The 25450-nt window shown below is 68.3% G+C and carries 25 protein-coding genes; 10 read left to right on the plus strand and 15 right to left on the minus strand.

All coding sequences use genetic code 11. The features are described from left to right. The first annotated feature begins 1 nt into the window (after position 1). The 4 genes from L2U69_RS10430 (at position 2) to phnX (ending at position 5407) form a co-directional block, all read left to right on the plus strand. Positions 2-1426, plus strand: a complete 1425-nt coding sequence (locus tag L2U69_RS10430; protein WP_236106743.1) for an NAD(P)(+) transhydrogenase (Re/Si-specific) subunit beta — start codon at positions 2-4, stop codon at positions 1424-1426. Positions 1427-1638: 212 nt separating this feature from the next. Then, positions 1639-2139 (plus strand): AAA family ATPase, encoded by a 501-nt coding sequence (locus L2U69_RS10435; RefSeq protein ID WP_236106744.1) that lies wholly within the window; start codon positions 1639-1641, stop codon positions 2137-2139. A gap of 63 nt (positions 2140-2202) precedes the next feature. Beyond that, entirely contained in the window at positions 2203-4512 is a 2310-nt protein-coding gene (locus tag L2U69_RS10440) for a Tex family protein (RefSeq protein ID WP_236106745.1), read from the plus strand. A 70-nt stretch (positions 4513-4582) separates the two neighbouring features. Then, positions 4583-5407: a phosphonoacetaldehyde hydrolase gene (gene phnX, locus L2U69_RS10445; protein WP_236106746.1), complete on the plus strand. Its 825-nt coding sequence runs from the start codon at positions 4583-4585 to the stop codon at positions 5405-5407. A gap of 115 nt (positions 5408-5522) precedes the next feature. Here phnX and L2U69_RS10450 read toward each other — a convergent pair whose 3' ends face one another. Further along, entirely contained in the window at positions 5523-6194 is a 672-nt protein-coding gene (locus L2U69_RS10450; protein ID WP_236106747.1) for a TetR/AcrR family transcriptional regulator, read from the minus strand. Between the two features lie 68 nt (positions 6195-6262). Here L2U69_RS10450 and L2U69_RS10455 point away from each other — a divergent pair, with 68 nt between their 5' ends. Together L2U69_RS10455 and L2U69_RS10460 are read left to right on the plus strand one after the other, a co-directional pair. Then, positions 6263-7429: an efflux RND transporter periplasmic adaptor subunit gene (locus L2U69_RS10455; protein ID WP_236106748.1), complete on the plus strand. Its 1167-nt coding sequence runs from the start codon at positions 6263-6265 to the stop codon at positions 7427-7429. Positions 7430-7451: 22 nt separating this feature from the next. Continuing rightward, positions 7452-10535, plus strand: coding sequence for an efflux RND transporter permease subunit (locus L2U69_RS10460; protein WP_236106749.1), 3084 nt, complete (start codon positions 7452-7454; stop codon positions 10533-10535). A gap of 222 nt (positions 10536-10757) precedes the next feature. Here L2U69_RS10460 and L2U69_RS10465 read toward each other — a convergent pair whose 3' ends face one another. From L2U69_RS10465 to L2U69_RS10480, 4 genes are read right to left on the minus strand one after another with little or no spacing between them, the layout of a single operon-like run. Beyond that, a complete protein-coding gene (locus L2U69_RS10465; RefSeq protein WP_236106750.1) occupies positions 10758-11630 on the minus strand; it encodes a pirin family protein in 873 nt (290 codons plus the stop codon). A gap of 23 nt (positions 11631-11653) precedes the next feature. Beyond that, positions 11654-12325, minus strand: a complete 672-nt coding sequence (locus L2U69_RS10470) for a nitroreductase (protein ID WP_236106751.1) — start codon at positions 12323-12325, stop codon at positions 11654-11656. Positions 12326-12381: 56 nt separating this feature from the next. Then, positions 12382-12864, minus strand: a complete 483-nt coding sequence (locus L2U69_RS10475) for a hypothetical protein (RefSeq protein ID WP_236106752.1) — start codon at positions 12862-12864, stop codon at positions 12382-12384. A gap of 15 nt (positions 12865-12879) precedes the next feature. Next, complete coding sequence (locus L2U69_RS10480; protein ID WP_236106753.1) at positions 12880-13383, minus strand: DUF6306 domain-containing protein; 504 nt, start codon at positions 13381-13383, stop codon at positions 12880-12882. Positions 13384-13806: 423 nt separating this feature from the next. Here L2U69_RS10480 and L2U69_RS10485 point away from each other — a divergent pair, with 423 nt between their 5' ends. Both L2U69_RS10485 and L2U69_RS10490 read left to right on the plus strand, forming a co-directional pair. Next, positions 13807-14730 (plus strand): SphA family protein, encoded by a 924-nt coding sequence (locus L2U69_RS10485; protein ID WP_236106754.1) that lies wholly within the window; start codon positions 13807-13809, stop codon positions 14728-14730. A 70-nt stretch (positions 14731-14800) separates the two neighbouring features. Beyond that, positions 14801-15424: an SCO family protein gene (locus L2U69_RS10490; protein ID WP_236106896.1), complete on the plus strand. Its 624-nt coding sequence runs from the start codon at positions 14801-14803 to the stop codon at positions 15422-15424. Positions 15425-15428: 4 nt separating this feature from the next. Here L2U69_RS10490 and L2U69_RS10495 read toward each other — a convergent pair whose 3' ends face one another. The 10 genes from L2U69_RS10495 to sppA form a co-directional block, all read right to left on the minus strand. Further along, positions 15429-16718, minus strand: coding sequence for a bifunctional folylpolyglutamate synthase/dihydrofolate synthase (locus L2U69_RS10495; protein ID WP_236106755.1), 1290 nt, complete (start codon positions 16716-16718; stop codon positions 15429-15431). Positions 16719-16815: 97 nt separating this feature from the next. Then, positions 16816-17721 (minus strand): acetyl-CoA carboxylase, carboxyltransferase subunit beta, encoded by a 906-nt coding sequence (gene accD, locus L2U69_RS10500; RefSeq protein WP_236106756.1) that lies wholly within the window; start codon positions 17719-17721, stop codon positions 16816-16818. A gap of 34 nt (positions 17722-17755) precedes the next feature. Further along, positions 17756-18592 (minus strand): tryptophan synthase subunit alpha, encoded by an 837-nt coding sequence (gene trpA, locus L2U69_RS10505; RefSeq protein WP_236106757.1) that lies wholly within the window; start codon positions 18590-18592, stop codon positions 17756-17758. After that, positions 18589-19815 carry a tryptophan synthase subunit beta gene (trpB, locus tag L2U69_RS10510; RefSeq protein WP_236106758.1) on the minus strand — a complete coding sequence of 409 codons (1227 nt, stop codon included), beginning with the start codon at positions 19813-19815 and terminating at the stop codon, positions 18589-18591. Before trpB ends, trpA begins: the two co-directional genes overlap by 4 nt. Before the next feature lie 2 nt (positions 19816-19817). After that, a complete protein-coding gene (locus tag L2U69_RS10515; protein WP_236106759.1) occupies positions 19818-20465 on the minus strand; it encodes a phosphoribosylanthranilate isomerase in 648 nt (215 codons plus the stop codon). Positions 20466-20473: 8 nt separating this feature from the next. Further along, positions 20474-21577, minus strand: a complete 1104-nt coding sequence (locus L2U69_RS10520) for an NAD(P)/FAD-dependent oxidoreductase (RefSeq protein WP_236106760.1) — start codon at positions 21575-21577, stop codon at positions 20474-20476. Beyond that, positions 21574-22554: a bifunctional Delta(1)-pyrroline-2-carboxylate/Delta(1)-piperideine-2-carboxylate reductase gene (gene lhpI, locus L2U69_RS10525; RefSeq protein ID WP_236106761.1), complete on the minus strand. Its 981-nt coding sequence runs from the start codon at positions 22552-22554 to the stop codon at positions 21574-21576. Before lhpI ends, L2U69_RS10520 begins: the two co-directional genes overlap by 4 nt. Beyond that, on the minus strand, positions 22551-22955 hold the full coding sequence (locus tag L2U69_RS10530) for a lipopolysaccharide assembly protein LapA domain-containing protein (protein ID WP_236106762.1): 405 nt from the start codon (positions 22953-22955) through the stop codon (positions 22551-22553). Before L2U69_RS10530 ends, lhpI begins: the two co-directional genes overlap by 4 nt. A 71-nt stretch (positions 22956-23026) precedes the next feature. After that, positions 23027-23362, minus strand: a complete 336-nt coding sequence (gene ihfB / locus L2U69_RS10535) for an integration host factor subunit beta (protein WP_236106763.1) — start codon at positions 23360-23362, stop codon at positions 23027-23029. Between the two features lie 27 nt (positions 23363-23389). Beyond that, positions 23390-24286, minus strand: coding sequence for a signal peptide peptidase SppA (gene sppA / locus L2U69_RS10540; protein ID WP_236106764.1), 897 nt, complete (start codon positions 24284-24286; stop codon positions 23390-23392). Positions 24287-24570: 284 nt separating this feature from the next. On the opposite strand from sppA, the gene L2U69_RS10545 reads away from it, so the two are divergent. Together L2U69_RS10545 and L2U69_RS10550 are read left to right on the plus strand one after the other, a co-directional pair. Next, the gene (locus tag L2U69_RS10545) at positions 24571-24714 is read left to right on the plus strand and encodes a hypothetical protein (RefSeq protein ID WP_236106765.1); all 144 of its coding nucleotides are present in this window, start codon (positions 24571-24573) and stop codon (positions 24712-24714) included. Positions 24715-24832: 118 nt separating this feature from the next. Then, positions 24833-25426: a DJ-1/PfpI family protein gene (locus L2U69_RS10550; RefSeq protein WP_236106766.1), complete on the plus strand. Its 594-nt coding sequence runs from the start codon at positions 24833-24835 to the stop codon at positions 25424-25426. Positions 25427-25450 lie beyond the last annotated feature (24 nt).

Genomic DNA, 25450 nt, shown 5'->3' on the forward strand with positions numbered 1-25450 from the left:
GATGAATCCCAATCTCGCGGCCTTCCTCTACCTGGTCTCCGGCGTCCTGTTCATTCTGGCGCTGCGCGGCCTCTCGTCTCCGGCGACGTCCCGTGCGGGTAACCGCTACGGCATGATCGGCATGACCATCGCGGTCGTGACCACGCTGGTCTCCTCCCAGGTCTGGCCCGGTCTCGACATCATCACGGTGTTCCTGATCGTGCTCGCGCTCGGCATCGGCGGCGGCATCGGCGGCGTCGTCGCCAAGCGCGTGCCCATGACCTCCATGCCCCAGCTCGTCGCGGCCTTCCACAGCCTCGTCGGCATGGCGGCGGTGCTGGTCGCCTTCGCGGCGCTCTATTCGCCGGACAATTACGGCATCGGCACCCCGGGTCATCTGCATGCGCAGAGCCTGATCGAGATGGGTCTCGGCGTCATCATCGGCGCGATCACCTTCTCGGGCTCGATCATCGCCTTCGCCAAGCTGAACGGCAACATGTCGGGTTCCCCGATCCTGCTGCCGGCGCGCCACCTGATCAACATCGCCATCGCCTCGGTGATCGTCCTCCTGCTGGTGATCTTCATCGCCTCGGGCGGCGATGCGCTCTGGGCGTTCTGGCTGGCGACCCTGCTGTCCTTCGGCATCGGCATCACCCTGATCATTCCGATCGGCGGCGCCGACATGCCGGTGGTGGTCTCCATGCTCAACTCCTATTCGGGTTGGGCGGCGGCCGGCATCGGCTTCACGCTGCAGAACACGGCGCTGATCATCACCGGTTCGCTGGTGGGTTCGTCGGGCGCGATCCTGTCCTACATCATGTGCAAGGGCATGAACCGCTCCTTCATCAGCGTCATCCTCGGCGGCTTCGGTGCCGACGCGGGCGACGCGGCGGCGGCGGGCGGTGCCCGCGAGGCGCGCCCGGTGAAGCAGGGTTCGGCGGACGATGCGGCCTTCATCATGAAGAACGCGGGGTCCGTGATCATCGTGCCGGGCTATGGCATGGCGGTGTCCCAGGCCCAGCATGCGCTGCGTGAAATGGCCGACTTCCTGAAGGAAGAGGGCGTGAAGGTCTCCTATGCCATCCATCCGGTGGCGGGCCGCATGCCGGGTCACATGAACGTGCTGCTGGCGGAAGCCTCGGTCCCCTACGACGAAGTGTTCGAGCTGGAAGACATCAACTCGGCCTTCTCGCAGACCGACGTGGTCTTCGTCATCGGCGCCAACGACGTGACCAACCCGGCGGCCAAGACCGACAAGGCCTCGCCGATCTACGGCATGCCCATCCTCGAGGTGGACAAGGCGAAGACGGTTCTGTTCGTGAAGCGCGGCATGTCCTCGGGCTATGCCGGCGTCGACAACGAACTGTTCTTCCGCGACAACACCATGATGCTCTTCGGTGACGCCAAGAAGGTGACCGAGGAAATCGTGAAGGCTTTCGGCCACTAAGCCGAACGCTCGAAGACAAGGGGCCGCGCTGGCGACAGCGCGGCCCTTTTTCTTTGGCGAAAGGGCGGGCAGGCGATAGGCTTTGCCCATGACTTTCACCGTTCACGGCGCATCGCCCCGCGCGGGCCTTCGAATTAGCCACCCGGCCTGATCCGTCGGGCCGGGTTCCGCTCGCCCTGAATCCCTGAACTGCGCCCGTTGAAAGTCCACCCATGTCCGAAGACCCCCGCCGCGGGGCGATGCTGCACCTTCTGTGCGGCCGGGTCGCCGCCGGCAAATCGACCCTCGCCGCCCGCCTCGCCGCCACCGATCGGGCCATCGTCATCGCCGAGGATACCTGGCTGTCCCGGCTCTATGCCGGTGAAATCACCACGGTCGCCGCCTATGTGGAGCGCGCGGCGAGGCTTCGGGCCCTCATGGGGCCCCATGTCGCGGATCTGCTGCGGGGCGGGCTCTCCGTCGTGCTCGACTTTCCGGCCAATACGCCGGCCACGCGCGTCTGGATGCGCGAGATCGTCGAACGATCGGGCGCCAATCACCGGATGCATGTCCTCGATACGCCGATCGAGGTCTGCAGGGCCCGGATGCATGCGCGGAACGCCGCCGGGGCCCATGAATACGCCCCGACCGATGCCGAATTCGACCATATATCGAGCTTCTTCGTGCCCCCCGGAGCGGACGAAGGTTTCGACATCGTGATCCATCGGCCTTAGCGGCGTTCCCCCGCGCCCCGCCATGAATTATGGTCGCAGCCCCGAAAGAACAGGGTCCGATTCATGAGCGCCGACACCCTTCGCATCGCCCGTACCATCGCCGCCGAGATCCTGGCGAAACCCGATCAGGTCAATGCCGCGATCGAGCTGTTGGACGGCGGGTCAACCGTGCCCTTCATCGCGCGCTACCGGAAGGAGGTGACCGGCGGGCTGGACGACACCCAGCTCCGCACGCTGGAGGAACGTCTCTCCTATCTGCGCGAACTGGCGGCCCGGCGGAAGACGGTGCTCGAGACGATCGAGGGCCAGGGCAAGCTGACGGATGAATTGCGCCGGAAGATCGAGACGGTGGAGACCAAGGCGGAGCTCGAGGACATCTATCTGCCCTTCAAGCCGAAGCGCCGCACCAAGGCGGAGATCGCCCGCGAGCGCGGCCTCGGCCCCCTGGCGGAGGCGATCCTGGCCGACCGCTCCATCGTGCCGCAGGAGGCCGCCACGGCCTATCTGGGCGAGGAGGTGCCGGACGTGAAGGCGGCGCTGGACGGGGCGCGCGACATCGTCATGGAGAAGATGGCGGAAGACGCCGATCTGGTCGGCAACCTTCGTGCCTACATGAAGGAGAACGCGACCATCCATGCCCGCCTGATCGAGGGCAAGGCGGAGGCGGGCGCCAAGTTCAGCGATTATTTCGACCACGAGGAACGCTGGACGAACGTGCCGAGCCACCGTGCGCTCGCCATGCTGCGCGGCCGTAACGAGGAGGTTCTCACCCTCGACATCGAGATCGACAAGGATCTGGACACGCCGGTGAAGCCTGTGGAGGCGCGCATCATGGGCGCCTTCGGCATCGACCCCAAAGCCCCCAATGCGGCGGAGAAATGGCTGGGCGACGTGGCGCGCTGGTGCTGGCGGGTGAAACTGTCGCTGCATCTCTCCATCGACCTGATGAACGACATGTGCGAGCGGGCGGAGGAAGAGGCGATCCAGGTTTTCGCCCGGAACCTCAAGGATATCCTGCTGGCGGCGCCCGCCGGCTCCCGCGCCACCATGGGACTTGACCCCGGCATCCGCACCGGGGTCAAGGTCGCGGTGGTGGATGGCACCGGCAAGCTGCTGGATACGGCGACCGTCTATCCCTTCCAGCCCAGGAACGATCTGCGCGGGGCCCAGGCGACGCTGGGCCATCTGATCCTGAAGCATGGCGTCGAACTGGTCGCCATCGGCAATGGCACGGCGAGCCGCGAGACCGACCGCATGGCGGCCGACCTGATCGCGGACCTGCCGGCGGAAAAGCGCCCGATCAAGGTCGTTGTGTCCGAGGCCGGCGCCTCGGTCTATTCCGCCTCGGCGCTGGCGGCGGCCGAATTTCCCGATCTCGACGTCTCGCTGCGCGGCGCCGTCTCGATCGCGCGGCGCCTGCAGGATCCCCTGGCGGAACTGGTGAAGATCGAGCCGAAGTCGATCGGCGTCGGGCAATATCAGCACGACGTCGACCAGCACCGCCTGGCCCGGGCGCTGGATGCCGTGGTCGAGGATGCGGTGAACGCGGTCGGCGTCGACCTCAACACCGCTTCCGCTTCCCTGCTGTCGCGGGTCTCGGGTCTCGGCGCCTCGCTGGCGGAAGCGGTGGTTGCGCATCGCAACGCCCATGGTCCCTTCGGCACGCGGAAGGACCTGCTGTCGGTCGCGCGCCTTGGCCCCCGGACCTTCGAGCAATGCGCCGGTTTCCTGCGCATTCCGAACGGTGCCGAGCCGCTGGACGCATCGTCGGTGCATCCCGAAGCCTATGGTGTCGCCAAGCGGATCGTCGCTGCCTGCGGCCGCGATCTGCGCAGCCTGATGGGCGATGCGCGCCAGTTGAAGGCGCTCGATCCCGCCGATTTCGTGGACGAGCGTTTCGGCCTGCCGACCGTGAAGGACATTCTCGCCGAACTGGAAAAGCCGGGCCGCGACCCCCGCCCGGAATTCAGGACCGCCAGCTTCGCCGACGGCGTCGAGGAACTCACGGACCTGAAGCCGGGCATGATGCTGGAAGGCACGGTGACCAATGTCGCCGCCTTCGGCGCCTTCGTCGACATCGGCGTCCATCAGGACGGTCTGGTTCACGTCAGCCAATTGGCCGACCGCTTCGTCAAGGACCCGTCGGAAGTGGTGAAGGCGGGCGACGTGGTGAAGGTGAAGGTGCTGGAAGTCGACGTGAAGCGAAAGCGCATCTCGCTCTCCATGCGGAAGGGCGAGGCGCCGCCCCGGCCCCAGGGACCGCGGGATCGCAACGACGGGCCGCGCCGCAACGCCATGCCGCCGAAGCGCGAGGAGCGCAGCCAGCAAGGCAGCCTGGGGGCCGCCCTGCTCGACGCCATGCGCCGGAAATAGGTTCCTTCGCCGCCATTGCACTGCAACAGCTTTGGGCTAGGCTGCGGCTTTCTCGCAGGAAGCCGCAGCCATGACCGAAACGCCCTTCACCCACCTCAAGGCCGTCGTCTTCGACTGGGCGGGCACCATGGTCGATTTCGGTTCGCGCGCCCCCATGGGCGCCTTCGTCGAAGCCTATGGGCGGCTCGGCGTCGAGATTTCGATCGACGAGGCGCGGGGCCCCATGGGCCTGCCCAAACGTGCCCATATCGCCGCCCTGATGGCCGATCCCGCCATCGCCGCGCGCTGGCGGGCGGCTCATGGCCATGCCCCGGGGGAGGCGGATATCGATGCCGTCTACGACGTCTTCGTCCCCCTCAACGAGGCGGTGGTGACCGACTACGCCGACATGATCCCGGGCGCGGTGGAAACCGTTGCCACGTGTCGCGCGCGCGGTCTCAGGATCGGCTCCACCACCGGCTATGTCCGCAGCATCATGGAACGCCTGACGCCCATCGCGGCCGCGGCCGGTTACGTGCCCGACAATCTGGTCTGCGCCGGCGATCTGGCGGACGGCCGTCCCGGCCCCCTGATGATGTATCGCACCTTCGCCGACATCGGCGTCTTCCCGCCGGCGGCGGTGGTGAAGGTGGACGACACCGAACCCGGCATCCTGGAAGGCAAGGCCGCCGGCACCTGGACCGTCGGCCTGTCGGTCTCCGGCAACATGGTCGGTCTCTCGCTCGCCGAATGGCAGGCGCTGGGCGCGGACGAACAGGCGGCGCGGCGCGCGGAAGCGGAGGCGAAGCACCGCGCACTCGGCGTCGACTATGTCATCGATTCGGTCGCCGATCTGATGCCGGTGCTGGACGCGATCGAGGCCCGCATGGCGAAAGGCGACGGGCCGTCGGCCTGACGCCTCACGATATCTCGTCGCCCCGGCGAAGGCCGGGGCCTTGTCCAGGAAAGTTACCTTCTTCGTTACGATACCCCGGCCTGCGCCGGGATGACGCGCTTCCGTTCGGGGGAAATCAGGCGGCGATGCCGTGGAGGATGGAGTCGATCGAGAGGGTGATCAGCGCGTCGGTCGCGGTCCACTGGAAGTCGCCATGGGTGATCAGCAGGGACACGATGCCATGGCCGGCCGCCCAGACGATCTCGGCCAGGGTGCCGGCCTCCGCCGGCTTCAGGGCGCCGGCCTCGATCAGGCGGCGGATCTCGTCCTCCAGCAGGGCGAAGGCGCGCATGCCGAAGCTTTCTTCCTCCGGCGGCGGGGTGTCGCCGGGGCGCGCACGATGACTGTGGTGAGACAATTTCTCGCGCTTCAGGCCGGCCAGCGGCGTCATGAAGACCAGGCGATAGACATCCGGATTGGCCAGGCCGAAATCGACATAGCCTCGCATCAGGTGGCGCAGGCGCGCGAAAGGCTCGTCCGTTGCCAGTGTCGCGGCCAGGGACGCCTCACTCGCCTCGATCAGGCCCAGGAAGAAGTCCTCGCAGACGGCGAGCAGCAGGGATTCCTTGTCGGCGAAGTGATGATAGATCAGCGTCGGCGTCACCCCCGCGCGGGCCGCGATGCGCCGCATGGAGACCTTCACCACCCCCTCCTCGATGAAGAGCTGGCGCGCCGCCTCCAGGATCTGGCTGCGCCGCTGGTCGGCGGTCAGGCGCCGCCGGGGAGGGGAGTCGTGATCGTTCAACATGGCTTGACCCTACAGCGGAATGGAGTAATTTAACACTGTAAAGTTATCACCGTTAACCGGAGGCGACCATGCTCCCGCTCCAGAGCGCCGCGCGCCAGAGCGATACCGCCGACCGCAGGTCGGGCGCTGTCGGCCGTTCCCGCATCGGCCGCTCGGCGGTCCGCGTCGTGGCCGTGCTGGCGCTCACGGCGCTGGCCGCCTGCGGCGACGGCAAGGCCCAGTCCGCCGAAGGCACCGAGACGCCGCCCCGGCCCGTGGCCGTCGCCCCCGCGGTGCTGGCGCCCCATGCCGACGACATCCGCGGCAGCGGCTTCGTCGCCTACAAGCGCGAGCTGGCGATGTCGTTCAAGATCGGCGGCGTGGCCAAGGATTTCTCGGTCGACGTCGGCGACATCGTCGCCGCCGACCAGTCCCTCGCCGTGCTCGACACGGCGGAGATCGATGCCCAATGGCGCGAAGCGGTCGCCAATGTCGAGAAGGCGCAGCGCGACGTCGCCCGCGTCGCCCCCCTGGTCGAGAACGGCTATGCCTCCAAGGCGCGGCTGGATGATGCCCGCACCATGCTGAAGCTGGCCATCGCCGGGCGCGACAGCGTCGCCTTCAACCGCAGTCTGGCGGAAATCCGCGCCCCCGCCGCCGGCGTCATCCTGTCCCGCATGATCGAGCCGGGCCAGATCGTGCCCGCCGGTCAGCCCGTGCTCACCCTGGGCGACCGGGATTCGGGCCAGGTGGTCAAGGTCGGCATCGCCGACCGCGAAGTCGTGAAGATCGCCCTCGGCGACGTCGCCGAAGTGCGCCTGCCGGGGATCGAGACCCCCGCCGCCGCGCGCGTCAGCCGCATCGCGCCCAAGGGCGACATGCGCACCGGCGCCTTCATGGTCGAACTGTCGCTGGACGACGAAAGCCTCGTGGTGCCCTCCGGCCTCGTCGCCGAGGTGGCGATCCGCCCGAAGGCGGCCGGCGCCGCGCGCGTGGTGATGATCCCGGCCTCCGCCATCCTCGAAGGTTTCGGCGCCGAGGGCAGTGTCTATGTCGTCGACCCCGAAACCTCGTCCGTCGTGCGCCGCCGCGTCCTCTTCGGTTCGCTGTCCGGCGAGGACGTGATCATCCGCGACGGCCTCGCGCCCGGCGAACAGGTGGTCTCGGCCGGCGCCGGCTATCTGCGCGACGGCGATCCGGTCACCGTGACCGACCAGGTGGCGCTGCGCGAAGGCGGCGCGGCCGCGGCGCGCTGAACGGGCACAGGGGGGCAGGGGCATGGGCAAGATCGGCGCCTTTTCCGTTCGTCAGTGGCAATTCACCCTGATCGTCTTCGCCATGCTGGCGGCCATGGGGGTCTCGGCCCTGTTCTCGATCCCGCGGGCGGAGGATCCGAGCTTTCCCATGCCCATCGTCTCGATCGTGGCGGTGCTGCCGGGGGCCGATCCCCTGGACATGGAGAAACTGGTCACCGACCCGATCGAGGACGCGGTCGCCGGCCTCGACGAGTTGAAGAAGATCGAATCCAAGTCGCGCGACGGTGTCGCCAGCATCGTCGTCGAATTCGACTGGAGCAGCGATCCCGAGCGGAAGTTCGACCAGGTCGTGCGCGAGGTGAATGCGATCCGCGGCACCCTGCCCGATGGTCTCGTCCGTCTGGAAATGAAGAAGATCAAGATCAACCTGACCAACTTCGTCCAGATCGCTCTGGTCTCCGACACCGCGCCCGCGCGCGAGCTGGAGGAGCGGGGCCGCACCCTGAAGGATCTGCTGGCCAGGGTCGACGGCGTGCTCGACACCGAAATGTGGGGCGAGCCGCGCACCGAAGTGCGGGTGGCGGCCGATCTCGGCCGGCTCGCCAGCCTCGGCATTCCCGTGTCCGCCGTCGCCGACGCCCTGAAGGCGGAAGGGGCGAGCGTGCCGATCGGTGCCGTCCATGCCGGCGCGCGCCGCTTCAACGTGAAGGCGACGGGTGATTTCGACACGCTGGACGATGTCGGCAATACGGTGATCGCGGCCCATGAAGGCACCGTCGTCAAGGTCCGCGACGTCGCCGAGGTGAGCTGGGCGGCGGATGAAGCCAACCACGTCGCGCGTTACAACGGCCATCCGGCGGTCTTCATCACGGCGAACCAGAAGGACGGCCAGAACGTCTTCAAGATCCGGGACGAGATCTACGCCCTTCTCGACGAATTCGAAGCCGAGTTGCCGCCCAACATCCACCTGGAACGCGGCTTCGATCAGTCGGTCTCGGTCCATCACCGCCTGTCCAATCTGTTCCGCGATTTCGCCATCGCGCTCGGCCTCGTGCTCATCACCCTGCTGCCGCTGGGTTTTCGGGCCTCGATCGTGGTCATGATGTCGATCCCGCTGTCGCTGGCGATCGGCGTCACCGTGCTGCAGTTCTCGGGCTTCTCCCTGAATCAGCTTTCGATCGCGGGTTTCGTGCTGGCGCTCGGGCTTCTGGTCGACGATTCGATCGTGGTGACCGAGAATATCGCCCGGCATCTGCGCGAGGGCATGAACCGGACCCAGGCGGCGATCGCCGGCATGGACCAGATCGCCGTCGCCGTGCTCGGCTGCACCGCGACCCTGATGCTGGCCTTCGTGCCGCTGCTGTTCCTGCCCGAGGGCTCGGGCAAATTCATCCGCTCCCTGCCGGTCTCGGTGCTCTATACCGTCGGCGCCTCGCTCTTCGTCTCGCTGACCATCATCCCCTTCCTCGCCAGCCGCATTCTCTCGCGCCACGAGGATCCGGAAGGCAATGCCCTGCTGCGCGCGATCATGAAGGGCATCCACACCATCTATCGCCCGCTGCTGCATGTCGCGCTGGGGCGGCCGCTGATCACCTGCCTGATCGCGCTGGCGCTCTTCGCCGGCTCGATCATGCTGGTGCCGCGCATCGGCTTCTCCCTGTTCCCGCCGGCGGATTCGCGCTGGTTCCTGGTCGACGTCGACCTGCCCGACGGCGCCCCCATGGCCGAGACCGACGCCGCCGTCCGCTATGTCGAGGGCGAGGTGCAGAAGATCGACGGCCTGAAGTGGGTGATGACCAACACCGGCCACGGCAACCCGCGCATCTTCTACAACATCATCCCGCGCGAGGAAGACCCGACCCATGGTGCCGTCTTCGCCGAACTGGATCATTGGGACAGCCGCACCAGCCCCGCCATCATCGACGATCTGCGCGCCCGCCTCGACCTCTATCCCGGCGCCCAGATCGTGGTGCGCATCTTCCAGAACGGCCCGCCGATCGAGGCACCGGTCGCCTTCCGCATCACCGGGCCGCAGCTCGATGTGCTGAAGGATCTCGCCGGCCGCGTCACGCGCCTGGTCGAAGCGACCCCGGGCACCCGCGACGTGGTCAATCCGCTGCGCCTCGACCGCACCGATCTCGACCTCGGGGTCGACAGTGCCAAGGCGGCGGTGCTGGGCGTGCCGGCCGGGGCCATCGACCGGGTCGTGCGTCTTGCGCTGTCCGGCGAACAGGTCGCCAATTTCCGCGAGGCGGATGGCGACGACTATCCCGTCACCGTGCGCGCGCCCATGGCGACGCGGCATGATCTCACCGCCCTCGGCGCCATCTATGTCCCGACCGCGACGGGCTCCACCCCGCTCGCCAGCGTGACCGATCCGCGCTTCGAGGCGGGGCCGGCGCGCATCGACCGCTACGACCGCCAACGCTCGGTCACCGTCACCGCCCATGTGAAGACCGAGTACAATACGGAACGGGTGACCGGCGAGGTTCTGAAACAGGTGCGCGCGCTCGATCTGCCGCCGGGCTATCGCATCGCCGTCGGCGGCGAGACGGAGGCGCGCAAGAACAGCTTCGCCGGTCTCTCGGACGCCATCCTGGTCGCCGTTTTCGGCATTCTCGCCGTGCTGATCCTGGAGTTTCGCAGCTTCTCTTCCTCGGCGGTGGTCGCGGGCGTCATTCCGCTCGGCATCGTCGGCGGCCTGACCGCGCTTTACCTGACGGGTTACACCCTCAGCTTCACGGCGGTCGTCGGCTTCATCGCCCTGATCGGCATCGAGATCAAGAATTCGATCCTGCTGGTCGACTTCACGACCCAGCTCCGGCGCCAGGGCGTCGGCCTGAAGGAGGCGATCGAACGCGCGGGCGAGATCCGCTTCCTGCCGGTCCTGCTGACCTCCATGACCGCGATCGGCGGCCTGACGCCGCTGGCGGTCGAGGGGTCGGGGCTCTATTCCCCGCTCGCCATCGTCATCATCGGCGGCCTCGTCACCTCGACCTTCCTGTCGCGGCTGGTGACGCCCGCCATGTATCTCCTGCTCGCGCCGAAGAAACTGCCGGACGACGAGATGGAAGCCGGCGCGGTCAGCCCGGCGCCGGGGGAATGATTTCAAGAGACTCGTCGCCCCGGCGCAGGCCGGGGCCCTTGTCCGAAGAGGGTGCCTTCTCGTTGTGAGATCCCGGCCCGCGCCGGGATGGCGGATGTTTTTTTGAGTGCGGCGTTTCGCCCCTCACCCAACCCTCTCCCCAAAGGGGCGAGGGCCTTTATGTCGCGCGCGGCGGACTCCCCCGCCCCGCTTGCGGGGAGAGGGTGGGGGTGAGGGGAATGCTCACGCAGGGGGCAGGGGGATGAATTCGGTCTCGCCGGGGACGGCGGGGAATTTGCCGTCCCGCCATTCCTGGCGCGCCCGCTCGATCATGGCCTTGTCGGAGGCGACGAAATTCCAGTGGATGTGACGTTCCCCATCCAGGGGGGCGCCGCCCAGCAGCATGGCGCGGGCACCGGTCTCGGCCCTGATGGTCACCGGCTGGCCCGGCGCGAAGACCGCCAGGGTGCCGGCGCCGACCTCGCCGTCGGGTGTCGTCACGCAGCCTTCGGCGACATAGGCCGCACGCTCCGCGTATTCGTCGGGCAGGGTGATGACGCCGCCCGGATCGAGCTTCGCCTCGACATAGAACAGCGGCGACGGCGTCTCGAGCGGGGATTCGACGTCGAAGGCGCGGCCCGCGATCACGGTCAGGCGCGCGCCCTGCTCGTAGACCACGGGCAGCACGTCCTGGCCGACATGGGTGAAGAAGGGTTCGCTCTCCTCCATCGCCCGGGGCAGGGCGACCCAGGCCTGGACGCCGTGCAGATGGACGGTGCCGCCCGGCGGATCCTCGGGCATGCGTTCGGAATGGGTGATGGCGCGACCCGCGCTCATCCAGTTCAATTCGCCCGGGCGGATCGGCTGGACGTAACCCAGGCTGTCGCGGTGGACGATCTCGCCCGAGAACAGCCAGGTGACGGTGGCGAGGCCGATGTGGGGATGGGGCCGGACGTCGGCGATGCCGCGCGGTCCTGCGTCCACCGGCCCCATGTGGTCGAGGAAGACGAAGGGGCCGACATGGCGCCGGTCCGGCGCCGGCAGAATGCGCCGGACTTCGAAGCCCGGCGCCAGTTCCCGTCCGCGCCCCTCGATCAGCAGTTCGGTGACGGCCATGCGCTTCCCCCTGACTTGCGCCCTCAGCCGCCGAGGAATGTGGCGAATTCCTCGAGCGGCGCACGTTCGCTGCGGAACCGGTTGATCGCGGCTTCGGGATCGCGATGGCCGAGCGCCATGCCCGCGAAGAGCATCAGATGGTCCGGGATCCGCAGATGTTCGCCCAGGCTCTTATACCATATCGCCCAGGCTTCCTGCGCGCAGGTATCGAGACCGTATTCCCGGGCCAGCAGCATGATCGACTGCATGAACATGCCGAGATCGGCCCATTGGCCCTGCTGCATCTGGCGGTCGATGCAGAAGAAGAGGGCGGCGGGCGCGCCGAAGAATTCGAAATTCTGGGCGAATTGCACCAGGCGGCCGATCTTGTTCTCCCGTTCGACCCCGATCGAGGCGTAGAGCTGCTCGCCGACGCGCCAGCGCCTCGTGCGATAGGGCTCGGTCAGATCCGGGGGATAGATGTGATATTCCGTGCCCTCGCCCTTCGGCGCGTCGGGCAGGCGATCGCGGATCAGGGTCTTGATCGCCTCCAGCGCGTCGCCGGTCGCGACATAGACGTGCCAGGGCTGGAGGTTGCCGCCGGACGGCGCGCGCTTCGCGGTTTCCAGAATGGTGCGGATGGTCTCGGGCGCGACCGGCGTCGGCAGGAAACGGCGCACGGACAGACGGCTGTCCAGGGCCTCGGATACCTTCATGCTCAACCTCCCCTTACGTTGACGTCAACGTAAGTGACGGCACCGCCCGCGTCCACTCAGTCCAGGATCTTGCCTTCGATGATGGACCAGACGCGGTCCGGCAGGGCGTCCTCGCCGGCGAGCGTGGTCTCGTGGCTGGTGCCGTCGCTCATGGTGACGCGGAAACGATGGTGGCCGAGGTCCTCGACCTCCGTCGGCGAGGGGCGGCCGTGGCTGCGCAGAATGGTGCGGTCCAGGCGCTTGCCGTTCACCGAGAGGGAGACGGTGACGTCATGGGTGAGGGCGTCGGGGTCGCCGCAGTCGACGACATGGATCGCCATGATGCGCGTCCGGTCGGCATTGGAGTGCTCGGTCACCGTGCTCTCGTTGCAGGTGGCGTAGGAATAGATCGTCAGCCCGAGACCGAGGGCGAGGAGCCCGAAGGCCGGCACCCCCAGCACCAGGAAGACCACGCGGTTCCAAGGCGCCGGCAGCATGCCGCGGCCGATGAAGGCGACCAGCAGCGCAAGGCCGACAGCGAAGAGCAGGGCCATCAACATGGGAAGGGGCGGGGATCAGGCGGCGGGCTGATAGGCAAGGGCGCGCTGGCGGTTGCGCTCGACCTGTTCGGCGCAGGTGCGGAACACGGCGGCAACGTCGGCGTCCTGGATATGGGGCAGGGCTTCCTGCAGGGTGGCGTGCAGCCAGGCCTGACCGCGCACGAAGAAGGCGATGCGATCGGCGCGTTCGGGCAGTTCCATGGCCCGGTCGAAGAAGCCGTTGGTGGCATCCGAAGGCTCGATCCCGCGCGCTTTCAGCACACGCGAGAGCTCCTGGATCCCGCGCGAGCAATCGGCCTGGATGTCCAGATACATGCCGCGCTTGTCCTGGCACGAGGCCCGGCAGGCGAAGACGGCGGCGACCTTGGCGCCGGCGCGGATCGATTCGATCAGCAGGTTGATCAGTTCGTCCAGCTCGGAATCGCTCAGCGGGCCATCGAAACAGGGGGACTTCAGACCGTCGGCATCGGCGGTCGGTTCGGAGTCGAGGCAAGGCCGTTCGCGTTCTGCTGAAGTCACTTTGGCTGAAATCCCGTTTCTATGCGTTGCGCGGTGGCGGTCCTGCGGCGACGGCCCATCGCATTCGGCCGGCCCATCCCGAGGGCTCGCCCGTCGGACATGATGCACCGGTCGGCTTGGGCGCGGCAGCATGTCCCGGCTGCAATTTCGAGCAATAAAGCACGAACCCTTCCGCGATCGTAGCCCACAAGCCATGCCCTGACCGAAGACCGCATATGCATACATCCGGGCCGGACCTGCCGGCCGGGCCGCATCCGGCCACGTTCGCCGGGGTGGCCCCCGGCCAATCGGGGGGTGGTCGGGCGTCTCGTTCCGGCGACAGTTGGGCTTCATGCCCCGGTCCGCGACCCGCGGGCCCACCCCAACGACAAACAGCACCGCGGCCGTCGGGACCGCCGGGAGGTGATGGTGAGGAGAGAGATCGTGACACTCGCGGTCGCCGCGTCGATGTCGGCCGTGGTCGCAAGGGCCAACGCCACGGAGATGGGCGGCGGCATCTATCCGAACGGCGCCGAGGGCCTCTATGCCAGCGCGCTGCCGCCCCCCGGCACCTATTGGCTCAATTACGTGATGTATTACGAGGCCGGCCGCTTCAACGACGGTGACGGAGACGAACTGATCCCGGATTTCGAGCTTTCGGGAACCATCGAGGCCCTGCGCTTCGTCCACGTCACCGATCGAACACTCCTCGGCGCCACCTGGGCCTTTCAGGTCATCGTGCCGATCGTCCAGCTTTCGGTCGAGGCCGGCGGCGTGTCGGACAGCGCGGCGGGCCTCGGCGATCTCAACATCGATCCCATCGTTCTCGGCTGGCACGGCGAACGCATGCACTATGTCTTCGGGATCGATTTCAACATTCCGACCGCCGCCTATGATCCCCTGGCGCTCGCCAACATCGGCCGCAACCATTTCAACATCGAGCCGATACTGGCCGTCGGCTATCTCGACCCGACGGGCCTCGAGCTCACCGCCAAATTCATGTACGACTTCAATTTCAGGAACGACGAAGGCGCCGTGACGCCCTTCAATCCGACCGGCGCCGGCTATCGCTCCGGTCAGGAATTCCATGTCGACTTCGGCGCGGGCTGGAACTTCGGAAGCTGGGAGGCCGGCGTCGCGGGCTATTACTACGTGCAGACCACGGGCGACGAAATCGACGATCCGGTCGCCGATGCCGCGCTCGATGCCTTGTTCGACGGCTTCAGGGGCGAGGTGCTGGCGATCGGACCCTCGGCCCGCCTGGCGGTCGACGGCTTCCAGATGATCGCGACCTGGCAGCACGAAGTGTTCAGCGCCTACAAGCCGGAAGGCGACCGCTTCTGGTTCAAGACGGTGCTGCGCTTCTAGCCGGGGCGGCCCGCCGGCGCGACATGCGGAGGACTTGACGCGGCGCCCGCGAGGGGGTCACTTGGCGGCCATGCGATACCAGAAGCCCATCCTCATCGTCGCCGGCCTCGTCGTGATCGCCGTGCTCACCCTGATCAGCCTGAACACGATCGACCGGCGCCTGGCGGGCGACGGCACGACCGTCGAGGGGGGGCCGCCGGACCACGAACTGGCCGGCGCCGTGGGCGGTCCCTTCAGCCTGATCGACGGCGACGGCAAGCCGGTCACCGAGAAGAGCTGGCCGGGGAAATATCTGCTGGTGTTCTTCGGCTTCACCTTCTGCCCGGACGTCTGTCCGACGACGCTGGCCGACATGTCGGAGACGCTGCGCCTGCTGGGGCCGGCGGCGGACCGGATCCAGCCCCTCTTCGTCACCGTCGATCCGGAGCGCGACGGCGCGGCCGAGATGAAGGAATATACGTCCTCCTTCGATCCGCGCATCACGGGCCTGACCGGTTCGCGCGCGCAGATCGACGCGGTGCTCAAGACCTATCGGGTCGTCGCGGTACGCCGGGGCGAAGGCGACGACTACACGATGGATCATTCCGCCCTGCTCTATCTGATGGGGCCGGACGGCCATCTGAAGCAGGTCTATGCTCACGACATGGAGCCGAAGGCGATGGCGGATTCGCTCCGCGATCTGGTGGGCGGCTGACGCCTCAGCCGTTCGCCGCCAGCACCCGCCCGGCGAGATAGAGCGAACCGCAGATCAGCACCCGGGCACCGGATCCCGCCAGCGCGGCCGCACGCACGACGGCGGCCGTCAGACCGTCGGCCGGCTCGGCGACGAGGCCCGCCCGTGTCGCCGCCTCCGCCACCTCGGCGGCGGGGCGCGACGCCGCTTCCCCCTCGATGGTCACCGCGACGACGGGCGGCAGCAGCCCCACGTAAGCACCGAAGAAACCGGCCGCATCCTTGGTCGACAGCAGCCCGGCGACGAGGGCCAGGGGCCTTTCGTCCGCCTCGGCCATGGCGCCGAGGGTCGCGGCCAGGGCGCGCGCGGCATGGGGATTATGACCCCCGTCCAGCCAGAGTTCGGCGCCCGCCGGCAGCGCGTCCACCAGGGGGCCGTGGGTCAGACGTTGCAGGCGGGCCGGCCATTCGGCCCGGGTCAGGCCATCGGCGATCGCCGTTTCCGGCAGGTCGAGGAGGAGGGCGGCGGCGACCGCACCCGCCGCATTCTCGATCTGATGCCGGCCCGACAGGGCGGGGCGGGGCAGGTGCCAGTCCGCATGACCGGCCCCCGAAAAGAAGAAACCGCCGTCGGGCGCTTCCCGCACGGTGAAATCGGCGCCGGCGACGATCAGCGGCGCGTCCAGAATATCGGCGCGCTCGCAGAAGACGGTCAGGGCTTCCATCGGCTGGGGGCCGATCACGGTGGGCACGTCGGGCTTCATGATGCCCGCCTTTTCCCCCGCAATGGTTTCGATCGACGAGCCGAGGAATTCCTTGTGGTCGAGATCGACGGGGGTGATCACCACGACCTGCGGCCGCGCCACCACATTGGTCGCGTCCAGCCGCCCGCCCAGCCCGACCTCGAGCAGCAGGAGATCGGCCGGCACGCGGGAGAAGGCGAGCAGGGCCGCCGCCGTCGTCACCTCGAAGAAGGTGATCGGGGAATCGCCGTTGGCGCGCTCGCATTCCTCCAGAAGCGCGGTCAGGTCGGCTTCGGGGATCAGGTCGCCGGCAAGGCGGATGCGTTCGTTGAAGCGCACCAGATGAGGCGAGGTATAGGCATGGACGCGCAGCCCCGCCGCCTCGGCCATGGCGCGCAGATAGGCGACGGTCGAGCCCTTGCCGTTGGTGCCGGCGACATGGACCACCGGCGGCAGCGAACGCTCGGGATGGCCGAGCCGGGCGAGCAGGCGCTCCATCCGGCCGAGGGACAGGTCGATCTTCTTCGGGTGCAGCCGGGTCAGGCGGTCGAGGACGGCGTCGCTGGTGGTCATGATGGACTATTCGTCGAAAGGCCCCGGCCTTCGCCGGGGCGACGCTCCAGGAATGCCGTCATCCCGGCGAAGGCCGGGATCGCGTCGAAGCCGGGGCTCAGACCGTCGGCTGTTCAGCTTCCGGCGCCGGCAGGGCGACGGGCACGGGCACCGGCTTCTGGTTGGTCATCAGGCCGATGATCCGGGCAAGCTTGGCCTTCAGGTCCTTGCGCGGCACGACCATGTCGATGATGCCGTGTTCCAGCAGATATTCGGCGCGCTGGAAGCCTTCGGGCAGTTTCTCGCGGATCGTCTGTTCGATCACGCGCTGGCCGGCAAAGCCGATCAGGGCGCCCGGCTCGGCGATCTGGATGTCGCCCAGCATGGCGAAGGAGGCGGTGACGCCGCCGGTGGTGGGATCGGTCAGGACGACGATATAGGGCAGCCCGGCGTCCCGCACCATTTCGACCGCGACGGTCGAGCGCGGCATCTGCATCAGCGACAGGATGCCTTCCTGCATGCGCGCACCGCCCGCCGCCGTGACGACGATCAGCGGCACGCCGTGGTCCACGGCGCGTTCCGCCGCCGTCACCAGCGCCTCGCCGACCGCAAGGCCCATGGAGCCGCCCATGAAGGCGAAATTCTGCACCGCGATGACGACGCCCAGGCTGTCCATCGTGCCATAGGCGACGGCCATGGCGTCGCTCTGACCGGTCTTGGCGCGGGCATCCTTCATGCGCGCGACGTAACTCTTCTCGTCCTTGAACTTCAGGGGGTCCGCCGGCACCTCGGGGATCGGCACCAGGGTGAAGCCGGGGTCCATCAGCAGGGCGATACGGTCATCGAGGCCGAGACGCATGTGGTAACCGCAATGGTGGCAGACCTGATGGTTCTCGGTCAGCTCGCGGTGGAACAGCATCTGGTCGCAGCCGGGGCATTTGGCCCACAGGTTGTCGGGCGTTTCGCGGCGGACGAAGGCGGCGCGGATCTTGGGCCGGACGACGTCGTTCAACCAATTGGCCATGGGCTTGCTCCGGACGCTTTCTGCGGACTGTCGTTCAGGCGGCGCTGCGCCGCGCGCCGCGAACGCCTTCCGCCAGGGTGGCGACGAAGGCATTGACGCGGGCGGCGAGGTCGGGGCCGGAAAGCCCCTCGGCGGCGGCCGTGCCGATCATGGAGACGACGGCGCTGCCGACCACGGCGGCATCGGCGGTGGCGCCGATGGCGGCGGCCTGTTCCGGCGTGCGGATGCCGAAGCCGACGGCGACGGGCAGGTCGGTATGGCCCTTCAGCCGGGTCACGGCGGCGCTGACGGCCGCCGTGTCGGGCGCGGCCGAGCCGGTGATGCCGTTGATCGAGACGTAATAGACGAAACCCGATGTGTTGCGCAGCACGGTCGGCAGGCGCGCCTCGTCGGTGGTCGGCGTCGCCAGGCGGATGAAGGCCAGATCCTCGGCCATCGCCGGCAGGCAGAGTTCGGGATCTTCCTCGGTCGGCAGGTCGACGACGATCAGGCCGTCGATGCCGGCCATCTTGGCATCGGTCAGGAAGGCCGCTACGCCATAGGAATAGATCGGGTTGAAGTAACCCATCAGGATGATCGGCGCCGTCGCGTCATCCTCGCGGAAGCGGCGCACGAGGTCGAGCGTCTTCCGCAGCGTCTGGCCGCCGTTCAGGGCGCGCAGCCCGGCGGCCTGGATCGCAGGGCCATCGGCCATGGGATCGGTGAAGGGCATGCCCAGTTCGATGAGGTCGGCGCCCGCCGCCGGCAGGCCCTTGATCACTTCCAGCGAGGTTTCGAGATCGGGATCGCCGGCGGTGACGAAGACCACGAGGCCGGGCCTGCCCTCTTCCTTCAGGGCGGCGAAACGGGCTTCGATACGGGCGACGGTCACAGTTCGGCTCCCAGCGCTTTGGCGACGGTGAAGATGTCCTTGTCGCCCCGGCCCGACAGATTGACCAGGATGACGTGATCCTTCGGCAGGTCGCCGGCGATGCGCGCGACATGGGCGAGGGCGTGGGAGGATTCGAGGGCGGGGATGATGCCTTCGAGCCTGGCGCAGAGCTGGAAGGCGTCCAGCGCCTCCTGGTCGGTCGCCGAGACGAAGTTCACCCGGCCGATGTCATGCAGCCAGGAATGTTCCGGCCCGATGCCGGGATAGTCGAGGCCGGCGGAAATCGAATGGGCCTCGATGATCTGGCCGTCGTCGTCCTGCAGCAGATAGGTGCGGTTGCCGTGCAGCACGCCGGGCCGGCCCTTGGCCAGCGAGGCGGCATGCTTGCCCGTCTCGAGGCCAAGACCGGCGGCCTCGACCGCGTCCATGCGCACGTCCGGCTCGTCCAGGAAGGGGTGGAACAGGCCGAGGGCATTGGAGCCGCCGCCGACGCAGGCGACCAGCGTATCCGGCAGGCGGCCTTCCGCCTTCATCATCTGGGCCTTGGCCTCGTGGCCGATGACGGCCTGGAAATCGCGCACCATGGCCGGATAGGGGTGCGGGCCCGCCACCGTGCCGATGATGTAGAACGTGTCCTCGACCGTGGTCACCCAGTCGCGCAGGGCCTCGTTCATGGCGTCCTTCAGGGTGCGCGAGCCCGACGTGACCGACTTCACCTCGGCGCCCAGCAGCTTCATGCGGAAGACGTTGGGGGATTGGCGCTCGATGTCGGTCTCGCCCATGTAGATGGTGCAGGGCAGGCCGAAGCGCGCCGCCACGGTCGCCGTCGCCACGCCATGCTGGCCGGCGCCGGTCTCGGCGATGATGCGCTTCTTGCCCATGCGCTTGGCCAGCAGGATCTGGCCGATGCAATTGTTGATCTTATGGGCGCCGGTGTGGTTCAGCTCCTCGCGCTTCAGATAGATCTTGGCGCCGCCGAAATGATCCGTCAGCCGCTCGGCGAAATAGAGCGGGCTGGGCCGACCCACATAGTGAGTCAGGAAATAGGTCAGTTCGGCGCGGAAGGCCGGATCCTTGCGCGCCGTCTCATAGGCTTTCTCGAGGTCGAGGATCAGGGGCATCAGGGTCTCGGCGACGAAACGCCCGCCGTGAATGCCGAAATGGCCGTGCTCGTCCGGGCCAGTACGGAAAGAATTGGGCGTCGCCGAAGCCGCCTGGACCATGATCAACCCTCGAACTGCGCCCGTGCCGCCGACAGAAAGGCGGCGATCAGGCCGATATCCTTCACCCCCGGCGCGCTTTCGACGCCGCTCGACACGTCGACCGCCGAGGCACCGGATGTACGGATCGCGTCGGCGACAGTGTCGGGCCTCAAGCCTCCCGCCAGAAACCAGGGCCGCGACCACCGTTCCCCGGCGATCAGGCCCCAGTCGAAGGCAAGTCCGTTGCCACCGGGAAGGCCCTTCTTAGGCGCTTTGGCGTCGAGGAGCAACAGGTCGGCGGCGGCTTCGTAGCCATGGGCCCGGGCGACATCGCCCGTTTCGGCGATACCGACCGCCTTCATGACGGGCAGGCCGAAGCGCGCACGGATCGCCGCCACCCGTTCCGGGCTCTCCCTGCCGTGGGCCTGGAGGATGCGCACCGGCGCCTCGGCCAGGATCGCGGCGATCGTGTCGTCGTCCGCATCGACCATCAGGGCGACGGGGGTGACGCTGTCCGGCAGGCGCGCGATCAGGCGGCCCGCCACGGCCGGCGCGACGTTGCGGGGCGAACGGGGGAAGAACACGAAGCCGACATGGCTCGCGCCATGGGCGACGGCGGCATCCACCGTCTCCGGCGTGCTCAGCCCGCAGATTTTCACGAAACCCGTCATGGCGCGGACTATAGCATCCCGCCGGCGGCCCAGCGTTGCAGGCTGGCGATATCTCCGTCGCCGTCGAGATGGGCCGCCACCCGCTCGCCCACCAGGGGACCGAACTTGAAGCCGTGGCCGGAACAGCAGGACAGCACCAGCGCCCGCTCCACGGGCCGGATCGCGAAACGCTCCCCTTCCGTCACGGTATAGAGGCAGGTCTTGGCTTCGAGGATGCGGTAGTCGTCGAAATCGCGCAGCCGGCGGCGGGCGGCCTGCCAGATCGTGCGGGCTTCCTCGGCGCTCGCGCCGCGCCGGGCTTCCGGATCGTCGGGACCGCCGGCCATGCGATGATCGCCGACCTTCAAGCCATAGCCGTCGACCGGCGGCACGGCATAGAAACTCTCGTCCGGCTGGAGTTCCAGCAGCATGGGCCCGGCGGCCCAGGCGGCGCGCCATTTTTCGGGCACCTTCGCATAGGTCACGACCTGGCGGACGGGGCGCAGCGTCGCGGCCAGATCGGGGATCAGCCGGGGCGTCCAGACCCCGGCCGCGACGACCAGGCGGTCGCCCTCGATGCGGCGGCCGTCGGCAAGTAAGGCGGCGGCGCGGGCGGGATCGAGATCGGTGACCGCCACGCCTTCGATCAATTCGCCTCTGGCCCGCACGAGATCGCCGAGACCGCCGACGATGCGGTCCGCCAGCAGGGCACCGCCGCTCGGCAGCCACAGGGCGTCGATCGCGGCCTCGGCCGACAGCATGGGAAAGCGCCGATCCAGTTCGGCCGGCGACAGGCGCTCGTAGCCGATGCCGAGCCGGTCGAGGGAGGCGGCGGACAGATCGGCCCAGTCGCCCGGCGCGAAATGATGGGCCAGGGTTCCGGTCTCGACGTAATGGCGGCGGCCGAGATCGCGCCAGACCCCGTCCCAGGCGGTAAAGGCGTCGCCGATCATGGCGGCATAGCCGTCCAACTCGCCGTAGGGGTAACGGATCAGCCGGTGGCGATCGACGGAGGAGGCCAATGGGTCGGGCACCCGGCCCTGTTCGATCACGGTGACCGCGTGGCCCCGGGCGATGGCGGCGCGGGCGACCGAAAGGCCGTAGAGCCCGCCGCCGACGATGACGAGTTTCATGAGGTCACGCTGCGATGAAGGAAGGCGGCGCCGGCGAGGTCTTCGAGCGCGGTGCCGACGGATTTGAACAGGGTGATCTCCCCGGCGTCACGCCGGCCGGGGTGCCGCCCGGCGGCGAGTTCGGCGAGGTCGGCGGCGATGTCGCCCGGCCCGATCACCCCGCGCCCGATGGGATCGGCCAGGTCGCCCGCCTCGTGCAGGGCGCCTTCGCGGGTATCGACGAAGAGCGTGGCGCGGGCCACCGCATCGTCGTCCGCCTCGCGCATCTCGGGCGTGAAGCCGCCGATCAGGTCGACATGGGTGCCCGGTTGCAGCCAGGCACCCCGGATCAGCGGCGTCCGGCTCATGGTGACGGCACAGACGATATCGGCCGCGCGCACGGCGGCCTCCAGATCCGCGATGGCCTCGCCGCCCGGCGTGGCGGCGGCGAGCGCGCGGGCCTTGTCCGGGTTCCGGTTCCAGACGAGCACGCGGGCGAGGCCCGGCCGGACGGCGCGGTGGGCTTCGATCGCATGGGGCGCCAGATTGCCGGCACCGACCATCAGCAGGGTCGCCGCGTCCGGCCGCGCCAGATGGCGGGCGGCCAGGGCCGAGGCGGCGGCGGTGCGCCGGACCGTCAGGGCGGAGCCGTCGACGGTCAGCAGGGGGCGGCCGGTCACGGCATCGAACAGGACATAGAGACCGATCACCGAATCGAGACCGCGCGCGCCATTGCCCGGGGCCACCGTGACCAGCTTCACGCCGCTGTAGCCGCCGGCCTCGAAGGCCGGCATGACCAGAAAGATATTGGTCGCGCCCGCACCGTCGTTCATGGGGTAGTGACCGCGCAGCGGCGCCTCGATCCGGCTGGCGGCGAAAGCATCGCCCAGCGCGTCGATCAGGGCCGGATAGGCAAGCGCGGCGCGTGCCGCCGCCGCGCCCAGATGGCGCGGTCCCGCTTCGTCCTCGGGTCCGGCCGGGGCGGCCGATGCGGTCATGGCAGGGTGGCGGGCACTTGGGTGGCCGGTAACGGGGCGGCTGCCGGCGCGGTGGCGAGGCCGGCGCCGCCGTGAACCGTGATGGCGGTGCCCGGCGCGGGCGCAGCTTCGGCCGGCGCCGTCTTCTGGGCGGTGGCGAGGTCGCGCTCGACGATCTTCACCCGGCGCTTCAGGACGCGGCGGCGCTTCAGGCCGGCACCCCAGGCGACGGTGCCGCCGATCAGGATGCCGATGATCAGGGCGCCGAACAGGGCGATGAACAGGGGAACCTCGACGCCGTTGCCGGCCGTCGCCGTGTTGAACGGGTCGAACGACAGCACGACCGGGCGCCGGTTGGCCAGCGCCAGGGCGACGACGACGATGATCACGGGCAGGGTGATCAGCAGGTTGCGGAGTTTCATATCTCGATCCTTGCTTCCGGTCGATCCAGGTCGTGCTCGGTCCTGGTCTCTATCGATCGGGCGGCCGGCGGTCAGCCCTCGGCGCGCTTGCCTTCGCTGGCGGGGGTATCGTCTTCCTGATCCTCGCCGTCGACGTTGAGCCGTTCGCGGAGTTCCTTGCCGGTCTTGAAGAAGGGCACGAATTTCTCCGCCACCTCGACCGCTTCGCCGGTGCGCGGGTTGCGTCCGGTGCGGGCCGGCCGGCTCTTCACCGAGAAGGCACCGAAGCCCCGGATCTCCACCCGGTCGCCGCGCGCCAGGGCGTCCGCCACCTCCTGAAAGATGGTGGAGACGATCCTCTCGACATCGCGTTGGTACAGATGGGGGTTGGCGGCGGCGAGGCGCAGGATCAGTTCAGACTTGATCATGGCCCGGAAATCCCCCGCATTCAGCCGTCAATCGAGCCGAGGGTGCCAAACCGAGGTCAGCCCGTCAAGGGTAAGCCATTTAGGAACAAAGGCTTTTCCGCTCAGGATGGTGTCCAGATCGAAATCCTCGGCCTCGACGTCGATCACCGGCGTGCCCGCCGGCAGGCCCTTTTCGTCCCGCAGCCAGGCGAGGATTTCCGTCTCGGCCCCGAGGGCGTCGACGAGTTTGAGGTCGAGCGCCTGGCGGCCGGTGAAGATGCGCCCGTCGGTCACCCGGGCGAGCGATTCGCCCGAAAGCCCGCGGCGTTCCGCCACCAGGCCCTTGAACCAGGTGAAACTGTCGTCGATCACGCCCTGCAGGGCCGCTTCCGCCGCTGGCGACATGGTCTCGAAGGGGGAGGGGGCGGCCTTCAGGGGCGCGGACTTGATCTCGTTCATGGCGATGCCGACCTGATCCATCAGCTTCGAGAAGTCGGGCGCCTGGATCAGCACGCCGATGGATCCGGTCAGCGACGTCTCATAGGCATAGATCCGGTCCGCCGCCGTCGCGATCAGATAGGCGGCGGAGGTGCCGAGAGTGCCGATCGAAGCCACCACGGGCTTCTTGTCCGCGAGCTGGCGGATCGCCTTGAAAAGCGCCTCGCCGCCGACGGTGGTGCCCCCGGGGCTGTCGATCTCCAGAATGACGGCGCTGACCAGATCGTCCTCGGCCAGGCGCCTCAACAGTTTCACCTGGTCGTCGTCGGCGACGATGACGCCGGCAATCGTCACCCGCGCGACATGGGGGCGCAGGCTGCCGTCGAAGGCGGCGGGCACCAGCACGACCGCCAGCGCCACCAGTGCGAGCAGGGCCAGGAGGCGCCACCGGCCGAGGCGCCGGCGCAGCATGCGGCGGTCGAGCAGAAGGTCGTCGGTGCCGCTCATGTCCAGAACTCCGATGGCGTCCATCCCCTGGCGAGGCGCCGAGGTTAGCCGCAAGTCCCCATCCGGCAAACGATTTTTCCAACCCGCCGCGCCTCGGGCGCGACAAATCGTCCGGTCCTCCCAATATTCGCATCGTCTTTCGGGCGTGGGGGCAATTGTCGCGCCCGAAGCCCGCGCAACTCATGACTCTTTGTCACATTGGGGTATGTTGTCTCCAAAATGAATGCAACTTCCGGCGGGGCTTTCAGGCGCCGGACGTTGCGAGACAAGAGGAGAGTTGTGCGATGCTTGCTTATCTGCCGGCCTCGTCCGTCAGCCTGTCGGGCTATGTCCATCAGGTCGTCCAGTTCATCGACACGGGCCCCGGCTATGTCGTCACCGTGACCGCGGTTTTCCTGATCTGGCTGGCGTGGCGCAGTTTCATGTGACGGCCGGGCGATCCGCCGCCGTGTCGTGTAGTAGGCGCCTAATACCCGTCGCCGTTCGCGCCGTCCTACCATCGGTCCGGGCCGGAACAACGAGAACCGGCCGTGACGGGAGGACAAGATGAGCGGCCAGAAGATCCTGATGATCGTCGGCGATTTCGTCGAGGACTACGAGACCATGGTGCCCTTCCAGGCGCTTCAGGCCTGCGGCCACCGGGTGGACGCGGTGTGCCCGGGCAAGGCGGCGGGTGACACGGTGGCGACCGCGATCCATGATTTCGAGGGCGACCAGACCTATTCCGAAAAGCCCGGCCACAAGTTCGCCCTGAACGCGACATTCGCCGAGGTCGATCCCGCGGCCTATGACGCCCTGGTGGTGCCGGGCGGCCGGGCGCCCGAATATCTGCGCCTGAACGGCGACGTGCTCGCCCTCGTCCGCCATTTCTTCTCGGCCGGCAAGCCGGTCGCCGCCATCTGCCACGGGCCGCAGCTCCTGGCCGCCGCCGGTGTCCTGAAGGGGTGCCGCGTCTCGGCCTATCCCGCCTGCGCGCCCGAGGTGGAGCTGGCCGGCGGCGCCTTCGCCGAAATCCCGGTCGACGGCGCGATCACCGACGGCAATCTGGTGACGGCCCCGGCCTGGCCCGCCCATCCCGCCTGGCTCGCCCAGTTCATGGCCGTGCTCGGCAAGGGCGCGGCCGCCCAGGCGGCGGAGTAGGCCGGAAGGACTTGGCGCCGGGCG

The sequence above is a fragment of the Zavarzinia marina genome (assembly GCF_021568905.1).
GTDB lineage: Bacteria > Pseudomonadota > Alphaproteobacteria > Zavarziniales > Zavarziniaceae > Zavarzinia > Zavarzinia marina.